The sequence below is a fragment of the Streptomyces sp. NPDC018964 genome, from assembly GCF_044390325.1.
Classification (GTDB): Bacteria; Actinomycetota; Actinomycetes; order Streptomycetales; family Streptomycetaceae; genus Streptomyces.
This window is the reverse complement of the sequence record NZ_JBIRYZ010000023.1, coordinates 14,814-31,825: the sequence shown is the minus strand read 5'-3', so window position 1 is coordinate 31,825 and position 17,012 is coordinate 14,814. Positions and strand designations below refer to the sequence as shown.

Here is a 17,012-nt window from a genome sequence, read left to right as displayed (position 1 = left end):
GGAGCCGGCGACGAAGGCCGGGCCGACGCCGGTGAGCGGGCGCCCGGTGCCGGGCCGGGAGGAGGCTCACGCCCGAACGACTGCCCGGCCTTCCCACACCTCCTGGGCCGCGGCGAGCTCGGACAGTACGCGGTCGGCCTCCGTCCGGAGCTGCTCCGCTCGCCTCCGGGCGACAGCCTCCCGCTCCTCCGGCAGGCCCGTCAGCCTGTCGTCCCCTCGTGGCGAGGGCAGGGCCGGGTGGCGGCAGGACCGGAGCAGGGCGATGGTCTGTTCGCGGGTGCGGGACGGAGCGTCGTTCCAGGCGCACACCAGCTCCCAGTCGCTGAAGAGGGCGCTGTCGTGGGGGTCCAGGCGGGCGCGTACGGCGGCCAGGGCGGCTCTCACCTCGGCACCGCAGGACTGTGCGTCCCCGGTCGCCGCCCAGGCGAGGGCCCCGGCCAGGCTCGCCGCCTGCGGGTCGTGGGGGGATCCGATGTACAGCAGTCCCTGTCCCTGGCACCAGCCTCGTCGGGCGATCAGCAGGGCGCTCCGCTGGAAGACCGTGTCGTCGCCCGCCTGCTCCGGCGGCGGGGTGGGGTTCGTGAGGGCGGGGTCGTACAGAGTCGTGCTCACCGGTTCGGGCTCCCTGTCCTGGCGGGTTGTCACGTCGGGTTCGTGTGGGGCGGCGGAACGGACCGCTGCGCCGTCGCTCGGGAGGTGAGGCGATCGGCGCAGCGTGTCCTACGGAGGGAGGTCGCAGTGGGCGGGTCGGGTCACCGTGCGGTGTGGTCGGCCAGTTCCCGGGGCCGGCTCGTGGTGTCCGTCGCCGCGGCCGTCGTGGGTACCGGCTCGGGGACGGAGGGCCGCTCCTCGGTGCGGCGGTGGCGGCCCCAGGTGCGGTCGCCGATGAGCAGGAGCGTGGCGGGCATGACCAGGCGGCGGATGACGATGGCGTCCAGGATGACGGCGGCGGCGAGGCTGATGCCGAGTTCGCGGACGATGCTGATCTGCGCGCTGGTGAAGGAGGCGAAGACCGCGACCATGATCGCCGCGGCGCCGTTGACGAGGCCGGCGGTGCGGGCGAGGCCACCGAGGACGGCCTCGCGGTGGGAGGCGCCGCCCAGGTAGGTCTCCCGCATGCGGGAGATCATGATCACCATGTAGTCCATGCTGAGGCCGAACATCACGGCGAAGAGCATGAGCGGGGTGACGCTGTTGATGGAGTGGTCGGCGTTGCCGGTGAGCAGGGCGAGGAAGCCGAGGCTGGCGCCCACGACGGCGATGTTGAAGGCCAGGGCGAGCAACGGCAGCAGGACGGAGCGGAAGGCGTAGAGCAGGATCAGGAAGCTGAGCAGGGCGACGGAGAGGACGACCAGGGGGGCCGAGCGCAGGACGAGGTCGTCGAAGTCGGAGCCGGTGGGGGTGGCGCCGGCGAGCTGGACGGTGACCTCGGGCTGGGTGCGGTCGTCGAGGTGGTCGCGCAGGTCGTCGACGAGGTGGTGGGCCGAGGAGCTGTCGGGGTCGGCGCTGGGGGTGATGATGACGCGGGTGACCAGGTTGTCGCCGTCCTGCGTCCACAGCTGGTCGAGCGCGGTGCGGGCGGTGGCGTCCAGGGAGGCGGGGTCGTCCAGGGACCGGGAGAAGGGCTCGACGGACTGGACCTTGTCGGCGCCGGGCGCGGACCGGGCGTAGGCGGCGATGTCGATGGCGCTCTTGACGAGGGCGTCGGACCGGTCACGGTCGGCACTGAGCACGACCTGGACGGGGAACATCTCGCGGACGCCGATGTCCTGCTTGATGCGCTCCATTCCGATGCGGGCGCTGTCGTCGGCGGGCAGGATGTCCGCGCTGGCGACGGGGACGCGCAGGGTCAGCTGGGCGGCGGGGGCGGCGAGTGCGGCGAAGACGACCGCGAGGGCGGCCAGGACGAGGCCGGGGCGGCGGGTGAAGCGGTTGCCGGGGCGGTCGTCCTTGTCGGTCTTGCGGGCAGCGGTGGTCTCGGCGGTGTTCTTGCGGCGGCGCAGGGTGCCCCAGTTGATGCGGTGGCCCAGCAGGCTCAGTACGGCGGGCAGCAGTGTCATGGCGATGGCCACGGCGACCAGGGAGACGGCCACGCCGCCCAGGGCGATGCTGGTGAAGGACATGGCGCGGGGGATGAAGAGGGCCGAGAGGGCGACCACGACGGCCAGGCCGCTGAAGACGACGGAGTGGCCGACGGTGCGCATGGTGCGGTCCAGGGCGTCGGGCACGGTGTGCCCCTCGGCCAGCTCCTCGCGGAAGCGCTTGATGATGAAGAGCGAGTAGTCGACGGCGACGGCCAGGCCGACCATGCTCACGATGTTGGTGAACAGGCTGTTGACGTCGGTGAACCGCGTCATTCCGTAGCCGATGGCCTGGGTGGCCATCAGGGTGACGCCCGCCATGAGCAGGGGGACGACCATCGCGGCGACGGAGCGGAAGACCAGCAGCAGCACGATGAAGAGCACCGGGAAGGCGATCATCTCGGCGCGGGTGACGTCCTCCTTGGAGTGCACGTTCAGCGCGTAGTCCAGGGCGGGGGCGCCGGTGACGTCGACCTCGACCTTGTCGCCGACGGCGTCGCGCACGTCGTCCTGGAGGTCGGGCACGAGGTTCTGGACGGTGGTGTTGTCACTGGTGAAGCCCACCTGGAGGAAGGTGGTGCGGCCGTCCTCGGACAGCCACTCGGGGTGGGTGGTGCGGTCGGTGACGGCGGAGACTCCCTCGCGCTGCACCGCCTTTCGGGCCTGTCCGATGGCGTCCTGGACGGTGCCGTCCTTGCTGTGCAGGACGACCAGCAGGGAGTTGGGGGCCTCGTCGAAGGCGCGCTCCAGGGTGCGCTGGGCCTTGACGGACTCGCCGCGGGGGTCGGAGAAGCCGCCGGTCTTCAGGGCTCCTTCGAGCTGGAGGGCGAAGGGGACGGCCAGGGCGAGCAGCAGCAGCCAGCCGGCGATGACGGCTTTGGGCCGCGCAACGGCGAGGTGGGCGATTTTCTTCACTATTACTCCTGGGTTCCGGGGGTCCGTCCACCGCTTGCGGGAGCGGGCCGTACGACAGCAGCCAGACAGGCGTATTTCGATGCTGGAACAACGATGATGCGTTATCGATGACCCATCATGAGTGATGTGACATCGATGACGCAACATCTTTGAAGGTGAATTTCTGTCGCCGCACCCGCCAGGCGCCCGAAAAGCGGCCGTGACCTGCGAGGGAAGCAGAGGTGAGTCAGAGAGCGATCCTGGAGAGGCCAGGCGTCGCCCCGCGCCCGTCGGCGCTCGGGCGCATGGCGCGGAGCCTTGCGACTTCGCCGTGGTCGGCGCGCAGGATGAGGCGGTACGGGGGACGGCTCTCCTGGCGCGCCACGGTGACCCAGCCCCGCCGGGCCCAGGTGTACAGGGTGATGTGCGGCATGGAGAGTTCCGCGGCCAGGTCCCTCAGCCACCACTCGTCGGCCCCCAGGCTCTCCTCGGGAGCCGGGGCGGGCCGACGACGGGCCGGCGGGGCGTTCTCGCGCAGCAGCCGGCGCACCGTGGTCAGGCTGATGGAATCGCTGCGGCCGGGGGCCATGGTGTAGCCCTCGTTCCGCAGCACCCGGGTGATGGTGGGGGCGGTGCAGCCCTGTCCGGCCAGATCGGTGATGCGCGCGACGATCCGGCCGTAGTGATGCTCCGGCGGGACGGCGGCCGAGGTCATGACCGCAGTGACGGGTCCAGGGTGCTCACCCGTCCGCGGCCTGGCGTACATGGCCTGGTGCGCGGAGAGGAGGGGGCCTCGACGAAGCGGGAAACGGCGGGATTCAAGGTGGCGTCCTTCATCGTCCCTTTGTCACTCACTGCGTTGGTTGTCGGTACGGCGGAGGATCAACGCCTGTCGTTCGCCACAGCGCGTTCGCCACGCTAGAGCGTGCCCTGGCGCGCCGGGTGGACGGTCTTGTGATGCGGCTTGAATCCGCCGTCGGCCGTCACCGGATCCTCTTCCGTCACCGTGCGCATGATCTGGGCTTTCGCCGTCGGGCCGACATCGGGGGTTTACACCATCGGCTTCCGCGTTGGCCTGAAACGGTGCGGCCGGGCGCGGGTCCGGTCGCCCGCTCGGCTCAGTGCCGGCGGGTGGCGTCGTCGGCGTCGCGGAAGGCCAGGCAGACGTTGTGGCCGCCGAAGCCGAAGGAGTTGTTGAGGACGACGGCGGGGCCGGGGGCCAGCTCGCGCGGTTTGTCGCGGACGACGTCCAGGTCGACCCGCTCGTCGAGGGTGCCGACGTTGATGGTGGGCGGTGCCAGACGGTGGTACAGGGCCAGGACCGCGGCCACCGACTCCACCGCCCCGGTCGCGCCCAGGAGGTGACCGGTCATCGACTTGGTGGCGGAGATCGGTACCCGTTCGGCGTGGGAGCCCATCACCTGGCGCAGGGCGGCGAGTTCGGCGAGGTCGCCCAACGGCGTGGAGGTGGCGTGGGCGTTGACGTGGGTGACCTCCTGCGGGGAGCTGCCGGCGTCGGCGAGCGCCGCGCGCACGGCGCGGGTCACGTCACGGCCCTCGGGTTCGGGCTGGGCGATGTGGTGGGCGTCGGACGTCAGGCCGACACCGGCCGCCTCGCCGTAGACGCGGGCGCCGCGGGAGCGGGCGTGCTCCTCGGATTCCAGGACGAGGATGCCGGCGCCCTCACCCATCACGAACCCGTCCCGGTCGCGGTCGTAGGGGCGGGAGGCGGCCTCGGGGTCGTCGTTGCGCCGCGACATGGCCGTCATGTTGGTGAAGGCCGTCATGATCAGGGGGTGGATGGGGGCCTCGGTCCCTCCGGCGACCACGACGTCCGCCCGGCCGGAGCGGATCATCGTCAGGGCGTGCCCCACCGCTTCGGCCCCCGAGGCGCAGGCGGAAGCCGTGGTGTGGACGCCGGCCCGCGCGCCCAGTTCGAGGCCGACGTGCGCGGCCGGCCCGTTCGGCATGAACATCGGCACGGTGTGCGGGGAGACGCGGCGCGGCCCCTTCTCCCGCAGCACGTCGTGGGAGGCCAGCAGCGAGGTCAGGCCGCCCAGTCCCGAGGCGATGACGACCCCGAGCCGGGTGGGGTCCACGGCCGGCCGGCCGGCGTCCTGCCAGGCCTCGCGGGCCGCGACGAGCGCGAACTGTGCCGAGCGGTCCGTCCGCCGGGCCAGGGCGTGGCCGATGTGCGGGGCGGGTTCGTTCGCCGCCGGACACGCGATGCGTACGGTGAGGCCGCTTGCCCACGGCTCGGTCAGGGTCCGGGCGCCGGAGCGCCCGGCCAGGAGGGACTGCCAGGTGGAGGCGGCGTCGCCGCCCAGCGGTGTGGTGGCTCCGAGCCCGGTGACAAGCACCTTGCGGTCGGCGTGCGTCATCGTGGGTCTCCTGGAGGTGGATCGCGGGGTTCGGCCGGGGTCGCCCGGATGCGGTCCGGGGGCATGGAACGCCCGTTCGGACAATCTGGTCAGACGGCCTGGAAGATGCGGGCCATGATGTCCAGGACGGTGGTGAGCTCCTGGGGCGCCGTGCCCGGCCGGTCGGTGTCGGCGGCGAGGGCCTCCTCGCCGCGGGCGAGGAGGTCGGTGTCCGGCTGAGCGGTGGTCACGTTCATGGCAACTCCGGTGCTGGATCGGACGGGCGGGGAGACGGTTCGGGACGTGCGCGAGGGAAGGGACGGGCGTCAGGGCAGCGTGATCACCTGAGCGGCGTAGGAGAGTCCCGCGCCGAAGCCGATGGTGAGGGCCGGCGCGCCGCTGCGGGCGGCTCCGGTCGCCAGCATCTGCTCGATCGCCAGGGGGATGGAGGCCGCCGAGGTGTTGCCGGTGTGCACGATGTCGCGGGCGACGGCCACGTGTGCGGGCAGGCGCAGTGTGGTGGCGAGGGCCTCCACGATGCGCAGGTTCGCCTGGTGCGGGATGAACGCCTCGAGGCCGGCGGCGTCCATGCCCGCCTCGTCCAGGGCCCGGCGGGCGGCGCGGGCCATCTCGTAGACGGCCCAGCGGAACACCGTCTGGCCCCGCATGGTCAGAGCGGGAAAGCGCGGCGGCCGGCCGTGGCGCAGTTCGAGCCAGGAGGCGCTCTGGTCGATGGCGTCGCCCTGCGCCCCGTCGGAGCCCCAGACCACGGGGCCCATGGCCGGGGTGTCACTGGGGCTGACGACGACGGCTCCGGCCCCGTCGCCGAAGAGGAAGGCGGTGGCGCGGTCGTCGTGGTCGATCAGGTCGGACATCCGCTCGGTCGCCACCACCAGGACGTGGCCGGCGCTGCCGCCGCGGACCAGGTCATGGGCGACGGCCAGGGCGTGGGTGAAGCCCGCGCACGCCGCGGACAGGTCGAAGGCGGCGGCCTGCGCGGTTCCGATCCGGTGGGCGATGTCGGCGGCCAGCGCGGGCAGTTGGCGGAAGTGGGTGGAGGTGGCCACCAGGACGCAGCCGACCTGGTCCGCGGTGACTCCGGCGTGCGCGAGGGCCTTCTCGGCGGCCGCTGCGCCCATGAGGGCGACGCTCTCCTGCTCGGCCGCCCAGCGCCGTTCGGCGATGCCGGAGCGCTCGCGGATCCACTCGTCGCTGGAGTCGATGCGGGGGGCGATCTCCTGGTTCGACACCACGCGGGAGGGCCGGTAACCGCCCACGCCGGTGATGCGGGCGTACGCCGGGCCCGTGGCGGGCCGGAGCACGGAGGGTGCGGACACGATGGGTCTCCCTGGGACGGGCGGTCGAGGACGGTCGGAGGGGAGGGTGGATGGTGACGGGCCCGGGCGGGGGATGTCTCCGGGCCCGTCACGAGGGGGGCGGCCTCCTCAGTCGAGGCCGCGCAGGATGTGCTCCTCGGCCGCCTCGCCGTCCAGGCGGGCCAGGTGCAGTGGCACCGGCAGCGCCCAGCAGTCGGTACGGGCGGCGGGCAGGAGCGCGGTGTCCGGCTGCGTGCGGTCGCCGGGGGTCGTGGTGGCGGACGGGGCGGCGGCGGGCGGCATGGTCAGGCCACCTTGGCCAGGGCGCGCTGCCGGGCCTGCTGGGACAGCCGGCCCAGGCGCAGGTCGGCGACGCCGGCGAACGCCGGGCGCAGCAGGGCGGCAAGGGTCCCCCGGTTGGTGAACGAGTGGGTGACATGGGTGCCGTCGCCGTGGGGCAGCAGGCGCCAACTGTTGGTCTCGGCCAGGCCGGGAACCTCCCACCAGCCCTCGATCTCGTTCTCACCGATGCTGCGGTACTCCCAGTGCCCGGTGAGACCACCGCGGGCCGTGAGGGGGTAGCGCCGGCCGATGATCGCGTCCTCGGGGCCCCCGACCGACAGGAAAGCGGGGTTCCATTCGGCCAGTGCGGTGGGCTCCAGGAGGATCTGCCGCACCGTCCGCAGGGGGGCGGGGATCAGGATGTGTGCGTCGGCGGTGTTCATCAGTACCTCATTCCTCCGTCGGAGCGGATGACCGTGGCATTGATGTAGTCGGCGGCCGGAGAGGCCAGGAAGGCGATCGTCTCGGCCGTCTGGGCGGCTTCGCCCAGGCCGAGCAGGGAGCGGTCGGTCATGCGCCGCCGCTGCAGGCCGGCCACGGCGGCGCCCAGGCCGGTGTCGAGGATCCCGGGGGCCAGGGTGGCGGTGCGGATGTTGTAGGAGGCGTACTCCTGCGAGACGGTCATGGCCAGGCCGTGCAGGCCGGCCTTGGAGGAGGCGTAGGCGGCCTGCCCGGCGTTGCCGGTCAGGGCGGTGATCGACGAGATGTAGATGATGCGGCCGTAGCGTGCCCGCATCATGGTCTTCAGCGCGTACTTGGTGGTGAGGAAGGCACCGCGCAGGTTGACCCGCTGCACCTCGTCCCAGTCCTCGACCGACATCCGCACCAGAGGCTGGTCGCGGGTGATCGCGGCGTTGTGGATGAGGACGTCGAGCCTGCCGAACCTGCGGGCCTCGGAGGCCAGCAGAGCGGCCGTGTCGTCGGTGGCCGCGTCACCGGGAACGAGCCGGAGCCGGTCGCTGTGCTTGTCCGCCAGACGTTCCAGTTCCTCCGAGGGGGAGCGGTGGTTGGCGACCACCGTGGCTCCCTGTTCCAGGAGCGTCTGTGCGGTCAGCAGGCCGAGGCCCCGTCCCGCCCCGGTGAGGAGTACCACCCGTCCCGCCAGCGGGCTTGCTGGGGGCGGGGCCGGTGAAGTCGGAGGGGTCATGGTGTGGTCTCCCAGGTACGGACCGCGGCCACCGCCCTGTCGGACGGGCACAGCATGGCGGCGGGATCGGTGGTGATGCCGGCGGTGATGTCGGTGGTGAACAGATGGTCGGTGACCGGCGCGAGGCGGTCGTCGGCGAAGGGGCGGGGCGGGCGCAGGCGGGCGAATCTGAGGTTCCCCAGGTGGCGGGGAGGGTCCTCGACGATCAGGTGCGGCAGCAGCAGGTCGGGCTTCTTCTGCAGCAGCCGCGTGCTGTTCTCCAGGAAGCGCAGGCCGCGTTCGCGCAGCGCGGCCGGCATCCAGTCCAGGACCGGCAGGTGCAGCTCGCTCACCACACCGTCACTGGTCAGCGTGGCCCGGGCGGCCACGTCGGACGGAAGACGCTCGGCCTCCTCGGCGTACATCGGTACCGAGATGCGCTCCTGCTCGATCAGGACGAGGAGACAACCGCCGCTGTACAGGTGGTCCATGACCTCGGCCGCCTGCGCGGGGCTCGGCCACAGAGCCGTGGGGATGTAGTCGCCGGGTGCGGAAGCCTGCCAGGACAGGCGACGGGGCCCGTCGAAGACCACGAGTGTCTTACCGCACCGCAGGAACGCTGATGTGCTCATGGTTCTCTCACGACCTCGAATTCGCAGGGCCGCCGACGCCGGCGAGCTGCTGGTAGTGGGCTTCGGCCCGGCGCCGTCGGTCCGCCGTCCTGGCGTCGGGGGCCGGCGCGGTGAGGATGCCGCGCAGGTGCGGCGCCGCCTCGTCGTCACGGCCGACGGCGATCAGCGCCTCGGCGTACGCCATGGGATAGCGGGTGTCGTGGGCGCCCAGGCGGGCCGCGTGCCGCAGGTGCTCCAGCGCCTGGAGGCGGCGGCCGCCCAGGGCTCGGGGCATCAGCAGGTGCCAGCGGCCCAGCAGGTAATGGGCCATCAGGTGGTCGGGGTGTGTGCGCAGTACCTCCTCCGCGGTGTGCCGCACCCCGCGCAGCACGGCGGGCCGCAGCGGTGCGGGGGCGTTCAGGGCGCGCAGCCCGGTGAGCCGGGCCTCCAGGACGCGGGCGTCGGCACCGAGGGAGGTGCCGGGCCTGGTGAAGCCGCCGGAATCGGTGACGCGGGCCAGGTCGAGCAGCAGGCGCGCCTGCCGCATCCGCCGCCGGGCGGGCAGCTGGTCGGTGCGGCTGAGCATCGTCTCCACGACCGTCTCGGCCCGCTGGACGAGTTCGGCGGCCGCCTGCCGGGCCCGCCGGGGGTCGGGGGCCGTCCGCGCGGTGTCCACCAGCCGCTCCAGCGCCTGACGCGCCGCCTCGGCCAGTGCCGCGACCCGCTGGGGCCTGGGCCGTGCGGTGTCGTCGGGCAGTGCGGGGCCGAAGACGACCCGCACCTGGGCCCGGCGGGGCCGCCACCCGCCCTTGGGTAGGACGTCCTGTGCCCCCCACAGCGCCACGGGGATGACGGGCACGCCCGCCCGGACGGCGAAGCGGAAGGCGCCGTCCTTGAAGGGGAGCAGTGGCCAGCCCGGTCCGCGGGTGCCCTCGGGGTAGACCACCAGGGCGCCGCGGTCGGCGAAGACGCCGTCCACCGCGGCCAGCAGTTCCTTGTCGGGCCGGTCGCGGTTCACCGGGATGCCCCCCATGCCCTCGGTCCACCGGCGGCGCACGGGATGGACGAAGGCCTCCGCCTTGGTGAGGTAGGACGTGGGGGTGTCCCGCAGGCCGTCGAGGACGGCGTCGAGGACGAGGTGGTCCGCGAAGCTGCTGTGGTTGGCGACCAGGACGAACGGTGTGTCGGCCGGCAGGTGCCGTACTCCTTCTACGCCGGCGAGGTACCGGTGCGTGACCGCGGGGCGTGTCAGCGCGGTCGACGCACCGGCCATCCACCGGGAGGTGCGGCTCACAGAACCCGCTCGCTGCGCGTGGCGGCGTACTCGCGCAGCTTCTCGATGCTGGTGAGCACCAGGCCCTCGCGCCGGGCGAACTCGGCCAGCTGGGGCAGGCGCGCCATCGTCCCGTCCTCGCGGATGATCTCCACGATGACGCCGGCGGGCGTCAGCCCCGCGAAACGGGCGAGGTCGACCGCGGCCTCGGTGTGACCGGGCCGCTCCAGGACGCCTCCCGGGCGCGCCACGAGCGGGAAGATGTGGCCCGGCCGGCGCAGGTCGCCGCTGGAGCCCTTCAGCATCAGCTCGATCGTCTTGGCGCGGTCCGGGGCGGATATCCCGGTGGTCACCCCGTGCTCCGGGCCGCCGTCGACGCTGACGGTGAACGCGGTGCCGTGGTGGTCCTCGTTGCGCTCGACCATCGGAGGCAGTTCCAGCTGTGCGGCGCGCTCCTCGGTCACCGAGACGCAGACCAGGCCGCGACCGTGGGTGATCATGTAGTTGATGGCCGCGGCGTCGGCGTGTTCCGCCGCCACGATGAGGTCTCCTTCGTTCTCCCTGTCCTCGTCGTCCACCACGACGACGAGCTCACCCCGTGCGATGGCCGCCACGGCCGCCGCGGCGTCGTCGAGGACGATCGGGGTGTCGAGGGCGACGGGAGTGCCTTCAAGAATCTGCGCGGTCATCTTGCTTCCTTTGCTTGACGTGGGCTTGCGCTGAGGTCGTGCACCGGGGTCAAGAAGCGGTGCGACGACACCGACATCGATGTTCCGACATCGATGGCGTAACACCGATGCCTCATCATGCATGTCGCAGCATCGTTGTTGCAACAACATTTGAGGGGTCACTCAAAGTGATAGGCGGGGCTCCGGAAAAGGCCTGAAACGACTCATATCGATGACGTAGCATTGAATGACACGCCATGGATGCTGCATCATCGAGAAACGACGCACCCCCGTTCGGCTGCCGCAGCCGACTCGACTCCCAGGAGAGCCGCCATGTCCCCCTCCCCGGCCACCACGGAAACGCCGCCAGGCGCGATGCCCGAGCCGCCCCGGAACGAATCGGAACTGCGCTACCTGCTGCTGGCGGCCCAGCGCGAGGGAGCCCGGCAGATGACCGGGCGCCTCAGGCCCCTCAACCTGACCCCGGCCCAGGCCGAGATCCTCCTCGTGCTCGCCGAGCGCGCCCCCCTCACGCTCGCCGAGGTGGGCCGCCTGATCGTGTGCGAGAGCGGCAGCCCCAGCCGCATCGTCGACACCCTCACCAAGCGCGGCCTGGTCGACCGCGAACCGGGCCAGGTGGACCGCCGGGTCGTCTACCTGCGGCTGTCCCCGCGCGGAGAGGAACTGCTCCCCGCGCTGCGCGACATCGACGCCCTCACCGACGCCATGGTCAACGACTGCCTCAGCCCGGAGGAACGGCTGGTCATGACCCACGGACTGCGCCGCATGCTCGACAGCACCCCCAGCGGAACCGCGCTGGCGGCCCGCTTCGGACGCGGGAAGTAGGAGACGGGAGGCAACCGGCCACGCCGGCGGTCCGGGCCCCGTCGAGGAGCGCTCCTCGGACAGCCGCCGCCCGTCGAAGCGGCCGCGTCGCCGGCGACGTCACCGACTCCGGTTCGACACCGGACACACGTGGGCCCCCGCAGCAACGGGGGCCCACATGATTTCCCTACGGCCACCGCCCGCGTCGGCGCCGGTGCACGGTCAGGTCCCTCGAGGGCTTGGCGCTCGCGCACCGGCCGACTCCCGATGCGCGGGTGTCCGACTCCGTAAGAGCCGGCGGGACACCGGTGGACACCAGGCCGGGGCTGCCCGCGACGGACGACCCCCGGCACCGGCCGCCGCGGTGGCCGCCCGTGGCCGGGACCGCCCGACGCGTCCTCCGCCACACCGGCGACACCCGGTGGTGCCCATGACGGCCCCGGTCGAGCGGTACCGGCACGAGACCGGCGCCGGCCGCCTCCGGCGGCGTCCGGGTGGACGGGGCGTCTACAGGCCGGGGTGGACGGCCTGGACGCCGGTCCCCGCGTACGCCTTGGGCGTCAGGGTGAGCAGGAAGCGACCGGTGGGGAAGGCGGGGGAGGGCCGGGCGGCGTGGATGGCGTGGACGGCGGCCCAGGAGTGCCCGAAGCGCAGCAGCTCGGTGGCGGTGACCGCGGCGTCGGTGTCGAAGGCCTCGATGCGGATGAACCGCAGTCCCTTGACGTAGCCGAGGAGGCCGGGCCGCTCGGCGTCGCCGGCCGTCAGCGACAGCACCGGCGCGTACAGTGTTCCCAGCCCGCCCGAGGCCTGCACGTAGAACGCCGCGACCGCCTCGTTGAACGGATCCTTCGGGTCGTACAGCGCCGCGGCGGTCGTGTGGTCCAGGACGACCGCGATCGCCCCCACTACGCGGCCGCCCGCGGGGTGTGCCGCGTCCCGCCCAGCCGCTCCAGCAGCGCCCGCGCCTTCGCCTCGGCCTCGGGGCTCGGCGCCGCGCCGAGGGCGGAGGCGAGCTCGGCGCGGGCCAGCTCGGCACGCTCGGCGTACTCGGCCTGGGTCGGGGTGCCCTGCGCGAGATCCTCGACCAGTGCGCGGATGGTCGTGCCGTGCTCGGCCGCCAGCCTGGCCAGCCGGTCACGCGCCGCCACACTCACCTTGATGCTCGTCTCATCTGCTGCCATACCCGCACTGTACCGCCTTCCTCTACTCCTGGTAGAGAACCGGTGCGCCCAGATCACCGACCGCGTCACGAGCAGCGGAAGCACCGGGTCCACCCGGGACCCGTGACGACACCGTGCCCGGTCACGGAGGCTCCCCTGCGACAACCCGTGCAGGGGAGAGGCCCTTCTCCTTCCCCCTCCGTCACGTCGGCACGGCAGTCGCAGTGACCACGTCTCGGACGCGTCCTAGGCGTACCGGTGGAGGGTCCGGGACGCGAGCTCGCGCATCCGGTCACGGGCCTCGGGAGGACCGGTCACGGTGAGGTCGTCCGCGAAGGGCAGCAACTGGCGCACGTCCTCGATCTCCCGGCACGCCACCGTGATCATGACCTCCGCCCCCTCACGGGACCGCACGGTCAGCCGGGAGCCGAGGATGCGCCCGGCACGATCGAGCTGGCGGGCGGCGAGCCGTGCGTGGACCTGGACGGCACCGGTCGTCTCCCAGCGTGAGGTCAGTTCCGCCACCACGTCGGCGAGGGTCGTTCCGGGGCGCAGCCGGCGCGGGACACGCATCGGCCGCCAGTCGACCAGCCGCTCGAGGGCGTACAGCCGGGGAACTCCCGAGCGGTCGGCGACGAGGTACCACCGGCCCGCTTTGGCCAGGAGGCCGTACGGATCGACGACCTGCCAGGCCGGCTCGGCGGCCCCGGAACGCCGGTAACGGATGCGCAGCCGCACACCGCGGCGTACGTCACCGACGACGGCGCTCGGATCGGCCCCTTCGGCGTCCCGGCCGAACCAGGGCCTGTTGTCGGTGATGACGACAGCGTTGATCGGCAGCCGGGACGTCGTCGGCCGGTGCCGTGCCGCGACCTTCGCACGGGCCCGGCGGCTCTCGGCGCCGGCCCCCAGCTGGTGCCGCTGCTCGTCGTCCAGGCCGTGCAGTACGAGGTGGTCGCGCTCGGCCGGAGTGAGCCGCGAGGTGTCGAGGGCGCCACCGGGCAGCAGCCTCACCCCGCCCCAGCGGCCGCGCTCGGCCACTACCGGAAAACCCGCCTCCTGCAGCCACCGCAGATCCCTCGACACGGTGCGCACCGAGACGCCGACCCGGTCCGCGAGGTCGGCCGCGGTGATGACCTCCCGGGTCTGGAGGGCCAGCAACAGGGAGAAGAAACGATCCGGGGTCATGACGCCGAGGTTCTCACGGGAACACGACAGGATCTGTCATGTATGACCGGCAGGCTCCGTCTCGTCCGCAACGACCGGCAGAACCGAAGGAGCCGCTCATGGCAGTCCCGAACATGGTCATCCTCCACGTCTCCGACGCACCGGCGTCCACCCGCTTCTACGCGGAACTGTTCGACATCGAGCCGGGCTTCGAAACGCCCAGGTTCGTCTCGTTCCCCCTCACCGAGGGATTCGAGCTGGCCCTGTGGAGCGGGGGCCCGGACCATCCGACGGCGCCGCGCACCAGCGAACTGTGCGTGACCGTGAACGGCGGCCCCGAACAGATCGACCAGCAGTTCCGGGACTGGACGGCGAAGGGCGTCAAGACGGTGGAGGAACCCCACGAGGAGGTGTTCGGCCGCACCTTCGTCGTCGCCGACCCCGACGGCAACCTGATCCGGGTGGCACCCGTCGACTGACGTGCCCTGCCCACCGGTACGAGGCACTGCGACCGTCGGGTGAGCACGACGGGACGGGAGCCCTCGGTCGCCCCGAACCGGATGTTCGGTGCTCGATCCGCGCACGGAGACCGAGGAGTTCCCGGCCGGCCCTCTCCACCACACGGGTAGAGTCCGGGGCATGTACCCGGTCGAACGGTCCAGCGCGCGTCTTGACCTGCGGGAACTCACCCTTGACGACGTGGACGCGGTACTCGCCGTCTACGGCAGCACCGAAGCGACGGAGCACCTGAGCTTCACACCACGCACCCGCGACCAGGTCGAGCAGATCGTGGCGCGGTCCATGACCTCCGCCACCACAACGCCCCGTACCGAGTACGCCCTTGCCGTCGTCGAACGGAACACAGCCGAAGTGATCGGGTTCGGCCGTCTGGCCGCCGACCCCCACCAGCAGCGCGGAGCCACCATGGGCTTCGCTCTGCGCCCGGACGCCTGGGGTGCCGGGTACGGCGTGGAGACGGTGCGGCTGCTGCTCGGCGTCGGCTTCGACGACCTGGGCCTTCACCGCGTCTGGGGTGCGCGGTCCCCGCTCAACGAGGCCTCCGCCAGGACCATGGCGGCCGCGGGCATGGTCGAGGAGGGCACGATCCGCGAGCACGTGCTGAAGGCGGGGAAGTGGCGTGACTCCGTCGTGCACGCCATCCTCGAGCGGGAGTGGCGGCAGGTCCCTGACCAGCCGCACCGGAGCCGACCGCCGTCGGCCTCACGGCCATGATCCACGCCACGCACCGACCGGTACGCCGCCCGGGTCCGCAAGAACGGGAAACCGCTGTACGGGTCCGAGTGCGGGGCGGACGCGCGGACCCGCACTCGGACCCGGTGCCGGTGCGCACCACGGGCGACGGCGCACGGCGTCACCCTCTGTCCCTTGCGGCGGCTCCACCGCGCATCAGCACGTCCGCACGCTCCCGGTGGCCGACGACAAGCCGGGCTTCCACATCCACAAGGAGGCGACGGACTACGTCATCAACTCGATGTGGGGGTGCTGGGGTATCGCCGGGGTGAGCTCGGAAGCCGCCAGTAGTTGATCTTGGAAGCGTCAACGCTTCCGGCGGGCAGCGGGGTCGCGTTCGGCAACGGGTCGGGCGACGGCGTCGACGCCGGGGCGGGCGTACCCCGCACCCTGGCACTGCAGGTTCAGTCCTTCATCCAGAGGCATCTGGGTGACCCGGATCTGACACCGGCCGCCATCGCCTCCGCGCACCATATTTCAGTCAGCCACCTGCACCGCGTCTTCAAGGTTCACAGTCAGGGAGCCACGGTCGCCGGATGGGTCCGCCAGCACCGCCTGGAACAAGCCCGACGCGACCTCGGCGACCCTGCCCAGCAGGCCCTTCCCGTCCATGAGATCGGGGCCCGCTGGGGTTTTGCACACCACGCTGTCTTCACCCGTGCATTCCGTGCGGCCTACGGCATCCCGCCTCATGACCACCGGCACCAGGAGCTCGTACATCTCGCCCGGAACGCGCCACCTGTACCACCGGCGACGGATTGTCAAGAAACCGGCCATTCCGAGTCAACGACTCAGCGAGCCCAGACCTGAAAGTCTCGAAGCCCTGCCCATTACAGACGGGCAAAAAGCGTGTATGCAGGATGCTTATGGGCTGCGGGTGTGTTGACCGCGGCACTCGTGGCAGGAGCCGCGGCTCCTGCGCTATTTGATGTGCTCGGTCAGGTACGGCGAGATGTGGGCCAGGTCCTCGGGATCGATCCCCCACCCCACTCCCAGGAGCTGGCGGACGATCTCGGCGATGTCCAGGGCGTTGTCAGGGGTGCAACCGGGGCGCCGTGCGTGCCAGCGGGGCCAGTCGGGGAAAGACCGCGGCGACATCGAGCGGCCGTGGCGGAGCGACAGCGGGTGTGAGTAGTTGGCGTACAGGAAATCCCGGTGAGAACGATCTTGCTGGGATTCGGCTACCCCGTGGGGGCTTCGAGCTGGCGGGGCACTGCGCCCGCCCGGAGTTCGCGGAGGTCGGGGATGTGGTTGTAGAGCGTGCCCGGAGAGACGCCCAGTAGCTTCGCGATCGAGGTGATGGAGCGACCGGGGTCGGGCAGCAGGTCGCGGGCGGCGCGGATGACTTCCGCGGTGGCGACGCTGGGGCGTCCACCGATACGGCCCCGGGCGCGGGCAGCGGCCAGGCCCTCGTTGGTGCCGATGACGATGAGTTCCCGGATGAACTCCGCCAGGGCGGCGAAGACGTGGAAGACGAGCCGGCCGCCGGGGGTGGTGGTGTCCAGGTTCTCGTGCAGCGAGGTGAAGCCGATGCCGCACTCGCGCAGTTCGGCGACCATGTTGATGAGGTCCTGGAGACTGCGGCCATAGCGGTCGAGCGAGGGGACGACGAGAGTGTCGCCAGGGTCGAGGAAGGCATGGCACGCCTTCAGCTCGGGGCGGAGCGCGTTCTTGCCGGACTTCTTGTCCGCGAAGATCTTCCGGCACCCGGCGGCGGTGAGCGCGTCGAGCTGCCGCTCCAGCTTCTGCCCGCCGGTGGAGACCCGGGCGTATCCGATCTTGATTTTGGTGCGGACGAGTGGCTCGGCAACGAGTAGGCCCGGCTCGTCGGCCGGTTCGAGAGCGGTCATGGCTCCGGATCATGTCAGAAAACGGTGGTCCCGGGTTGTTGAATAACTCAGGTTTTTGAAGGGGTTATTGAAGGCTCTGCGGGGTCTG

Annotated in this window: 21 protein-coding genes; 4 read left to right on the top strand and 17 right to left on the bottom strand. The window is 71.8% G+C overall.

The window, feature by feature from the left end:
- Positions 1–66: 66 nt before the first annotated feature.
- The 12 genes from ACH5AO_RS29255 to ribB form a co-directional block, all read right to left on the bottom strand.
- Complete coding sequence (locus tag ACH5AO_RS29255) at positions 67–612, bottom strand: hypothetical protein (protein WP_398929811.1); 546 nt, start codon at positions 610–612, stop codon at positions 67–69.
- A gap of 140 nt (positions 613–752) precedes the next feature.
- Positions 753–2,996 (bottom strand): MMPL family transporter, encoded by a 2,244-nt coding sequence (locus tag ACH5AO_RS29250; RefSeq protein ID WP_398929809.1) that lies wholly within the window; start codon positions 2,994–2,996, stop codon positions 753–755.
- A gap of 226 nt (positions 2,997–3,222) precedes the next feature.
- On the bottom strand, positions 3,223–3,690 hold the full coding sequence (locus tag ACH5AO_RS29245) for a hypothetical protein (RefSeq protein ID WP_398929807.1): 468 nt from the start codon (positions 3,688–3,690) through the stop codon (positions 3,223–3,225).
- Positions 3,691–4,093: 403 nt separating this feature from the next.
- Positions 4,094–5,356 carry a beta-ketoacyl-ACP synthase II gene (gene fabF / locus ACH5AO_RS29240; protein WP_398929805.1) on the bottom strand — a complete coding sequence of 421 codons (1,263 nt, stop codon included), beginning with the start codon at positions 5,354–5,356 and terminating at the stop codon, positions 4,094–4,096.
- Positions 5,357–5,445: 89 nt separating this feature from the next.
- Positions 5,446–5,592: a hypothetical protein gene (locus ACH5AO_RS29235; RefSeq protein WP_398929803.1), complete on the bottom strand. Its 147-nt coding sequence runs from the start codon at positions 5,590–5,592 to the stop codon at positions 5,446–5,448.
- A gap of 69 nt (positions 5,593–5,661) precedes the next feature.
- A complete protein-coding gene (locus ACH5AO_RS29230; RefSeq protein ID WP_398929802.1) occupies positions 5,662–6,672 on the bottom strand; it encodes a beta-ketoacyl-ACP synthase III in 1,011 nt (336 codons plus the stop codon).
- A gap of 108 nt (positions 6,673–6,780) precedes the next feature.
- Positions 6,781–6,954, bottom strand: a complete 174-nt coding sequence (locus tag ACH5AO_RS29225; protein ID WP_398929800.1) for a hypothetical protein — start codon at positions 6,952–6,954, stop codon at positions 6,781–6,783.
- A 2-nt stretch (positions 6,955–6,956) separates the two neighbouring features.
- Positions 6,957–7,376 (bottom strand): SRPBCC family protein, encoded by a 420-nt coding sequence (locus ACH5AO_RS29220; protein ID WP_398929798.1) that lies wholly within the window; start codon positions 7,374–7,376, stop codon positions 6,957–6,959.
- On the bottom strand, positions 7,376–8,140 hold the full coding sequence (locus ACH5AO_RS29215) for an SDR family oxidoreductase (RefSeq protein WP_398929796.1): 765 nt from the start codon (positions 8,138–8,140) through the stop codon (positions 7,376–7,378). Before ACH5AO_RS29215 ends, ACH5AO_RS29220 begins: the two co-directional genes overlap by 1 nt.
- Entirely contained in the window at positions 8,137–8,751 is a 615-nt protein-coding gene (locus tag ACH5AO_RS29210) for a hypothetical protein (RefSeq protein WP_398929794.1), read from the bottom strand. The genes ACH5AO_RS29215 and ACH5AO_RS29210 overlap by 4 nt, the downstream gene beginning before the upstream one ends.
- A gap of 7 nt (positions 8,752–8,758) precedes the next feature.
- Entirely contained in the window at positions 8,759–10,024 is a 1,266-nt protein-coding gene (locus ACH5AO_RS29205) for a 1-acyl-sn-glycerol-3-phosphate acyltransferase (RefSeq protein WP_398929792.1), read from the bottom strand.
- Positions 10,021–10,692 carry a 3,4-dihydroxy-2-butanone-4-phosphate synthase gene (ribB, locus tag ACH5AO_RS29200; protein WP_398929790.1) on the bottom strand — a complete coding sequence of 224 codons (672 nt, stop codon included), beginning with the start codon at positions 10,690–10,692 and terminating at the stop codon, positions 10,021–10,023. Before ribB ends, ACH5AO_RS29205 begins: the two co-directional genes overlap by 4 nt.
- 312 nt (positions 10,693–11,004) lie before the next feature.
- Between ribB and ACH5AO_RS29195 the strand changes: the two genes are divergently transcribed.
- Complete coding sequence (locus ACH5AO_RS29195) at positions 11,005–11,517, top strand: MarR family winged helix-turn-helix transcriptional regulator (protein ID WP_398929788.1); 513 nt, start codon at positions 11,005–11,007, stop codon at positions 11,515–11,517.
- 486 nt (positions 11,518–12,003) lie between these two features.
- Here the strand turns inward: ACH5AO_RS29195 and ACH5AO_RS29190 are convergent, their stop codons facing one another.
- The 3 genes from ACH5AO_RS29190 to ACH5AO_RS29180 all read right to left on the bottom strand — a co-directional run bounded on the left by ACH5AO_RS29190 (position 12,004) and on the right by ACH5AO_RS29180 (position 13,844).
- On the bottom strand, positions 12,004–12,402 hold the full coding sequence (locus ACH5AO_RS29190) for a hypothetical protein (protein WP_398929786.1): 399 nt from the start codon (positions 12,400–12,402) through the stop codon (positions 12,004–12,006).
- Positions 12,402–12,677 (bottom strand): hypothetical protein, encoded by a 276-nt coding sequence (locus tag ACH5AO_RS29185; protein ID WP_398929784.1) that lies wholly within the window; start codon positions 12,675–12,677, stop codon positions 12,402–12,404. The genes ACH5AO_RS29190 and ACH5AO_RS29185 overlap by 1 nt, the downstream gene beginning before the upstream one ends.
- Before the next feature lie 225 nt (positions 12,678–12,902).
- Positions 12,903–13,844 (bottom strand): helix-turn-helix transcriptional regulator, encoded by a 942-nt coding sequence (locus ACH5AO_RS29180; protein ID WP_398929782.1) that lies wholly within the window; start codon positions 13,842–13,844, stop codon positions 12,903–12,905.
- 98 nt (positions 13,845–13,942) lie between these two features.
- Here ACH5AO_RS29180 and ACH5AO_RS29175 point away from each other — a divergent pair, with 98 nt between their 5' ends.
- The 3 genes from ACH5AO_RS29175 to ACH5AO_RS29165 all read left to right on the top strand — a co-directional run bounded on the left by ACH5AO_RS29175 (position 13,943) and on the right by ACH5AO_RS29165 (position 15,884).
- On the top strand, positions 13,943–14,302 hold the full coding sequence (locus ACH5AO_RS29175; RefSeq protein WP_398929780.1) for a VOC family protein: 360 nt from the start codon (positions 13,943–13,945) through the stop codon (positions 14,300–14,302).
- Positions 14,303–14,462: 160 nt separating this feature from the next.
- Complete coding sequence (locus ACH5AO_RS29170) at positions 14,463–15,056, top strand: GNAT family N-acetyltransferase (protein ID WP_398929778.1); 594 nt, start codon at positions 14,463–14,465, stop codon at positions 15,054–15,056.
- Between the two features lie 309 nt (positions 15,057–15,365).
- The gene (locus ACH5AO_RS29165) at positions 15,366–15,884 is read left to right on the top strand and encodes a helix-turn-helix transcriptional regulator (RefSeq protein ID WP_398929776.1); all 519 of its coding nucleotides are present in this window, start codon (positions 15,366–15,368) and stop codon (positions 15,882–15,884) included.
- A gap of 111 nt (positions 15,885–15,995) precedes the next feature.
- On the opposite strand, the gene ACH5AO_RS29160 is transcribed toward ACH5AO_RS29165, so the two are convergent.
- A complete protein-coding gene (locus tag ACH5AO_RS29160) occupies positions 15,996–16,172 on the bottom strand; it encodes a hypothetical protein (RefSeq protein WP_398929774.1) in 177 nt (58 codons plus the stop codon).
- A gap of 83 nt (positions 16,173–16,255) precedes the next feature.
- Positions 16,256–16,924 carry a recombinase family protein gene (locus tag ACH5AO_RS29155; RefSeq protein WP_381224545.1) on the bottom strand — a complete coding sequence of 223 codons (669 nt, stop codon included), beginning with the start codon at positions 16,922–16,924 and terminating at the stop codon, positions 16,256–16,258.
- Positions 16,925–17,012 lie beyond the last annotated feature (88 nt).

Excerpts from the sequence above, each read along its gene's own strand:
- ACH5AO_RS29225 (WP_398929800.1), bottom strand. The coding sequence starts at position 6,954 with ATGCCGCCCGCCGCCGCCCCGTCCGCCACCACGACCCCCGGCGACCGC.
- ACH5AO_RS29195 (WP_398929788.1), top strand. The coding sequence starts at position 11,005 with ATGTCCCCCTCCCCGGCCACCACGGAAACGCCGCCAGGCGCGATGCCC.
- ACH5AO_RS29185 (WP_398929784.1), bottom strand. The coding sequence starts at position 12,677 with ATGGCAGCAGATGAGACGAGCATCAAGGTGAGTGTGGCGGCGCGTGAC.
- ACH5AO_RS29180 (WP_398929782.1), bottom strand. The coding sequence starts at position 13,844 with ATGACCCCGGATCGTTTCTTCTCCCTGTTGCTGGCCCTCCAGACCCGG.
- ACH5AO_RS29235 (WP_398929803.1), bottom strand. The coding sequence starts at position 5,592 with ATGAACGTGACCACCGCTCAGCCGGACACCGACCTCCTCGCCCGCGGC.
- ACH5AO_RS29160 (WP_398929774.1), bottom strand. The coding sequence starts at position 16,172 with ATGTCGCCGCGGTCTTTCCCCGACTGGCCCCGCTGGCACGCACGGCGC.
- ACH5AO_RS29210 (WP_398929794.1), bottom strand. The coding sequence starts at position 8,751 with ATGAGCACATCAGCGTTCCTGCGGTGCGGTAAGACACTCGTGGTCTTC.
- ACH5AO_RS29170 (WP_398929778.1), top strand. The coding sequence starts at position 14,463 with ATGTACCCGGTCGAACGGTCCAGCGCGCGTCTTGACCTGCGGGAACTC.
- ACH5AO_RS29215 (WP_398929796.1), bottom strand. The coding sequence starts at position 8,140 with ATGACCCCTCCGACTTCACCGGCCCCGCCCCCAGCAAGCCCGCTGGCG.
- ACH5AO_RS29220 (WP_398929798.1), bottom strand. The coding sequence starts at position 7,376 with ATGAACACCGCCGACGCACACATCCTGATCCCCGCCCCCCTGCGGACG.
- fabF (WP_398929805.1), bottom strand. The coding sequence starts at position 5,356 with ATGACGCACGCCGACCGCAAGGTGCTTGTCACCGGGCTCGGAGCCACC.
- ribB (WP_398929790.1), bottom strand. The coding sequence starts at position 10,692 with ATGACCGCGCAGATTCTTGAAGGCACTCCCGTCGCCCTCGACACCCCG.
- ACH5AO_RS29155 (WP_381224545.1), bottom strand. The coding sequence starts at position 16,924 with ATGACCGCTCTCGAACCGGCCGACGAGCCGGGCCTACTCGTTGCCGAG.
- ACH5AO_RS29175 (WP_398929780.1), top strand. The coding sequence starts at position 13,943 with ATGGCAGTCCCGAACATGGTCATCCTCCACGTCTCCGACGCACCGGCG.
- ACH5AO_RS29245 (WP_398929807.1), bottom strand. The coding sequence starts at position 3,690 with ATGACCTCGGCCGCCGTCCCGCCGGAGCATCACTACGGCCGGATCGTC.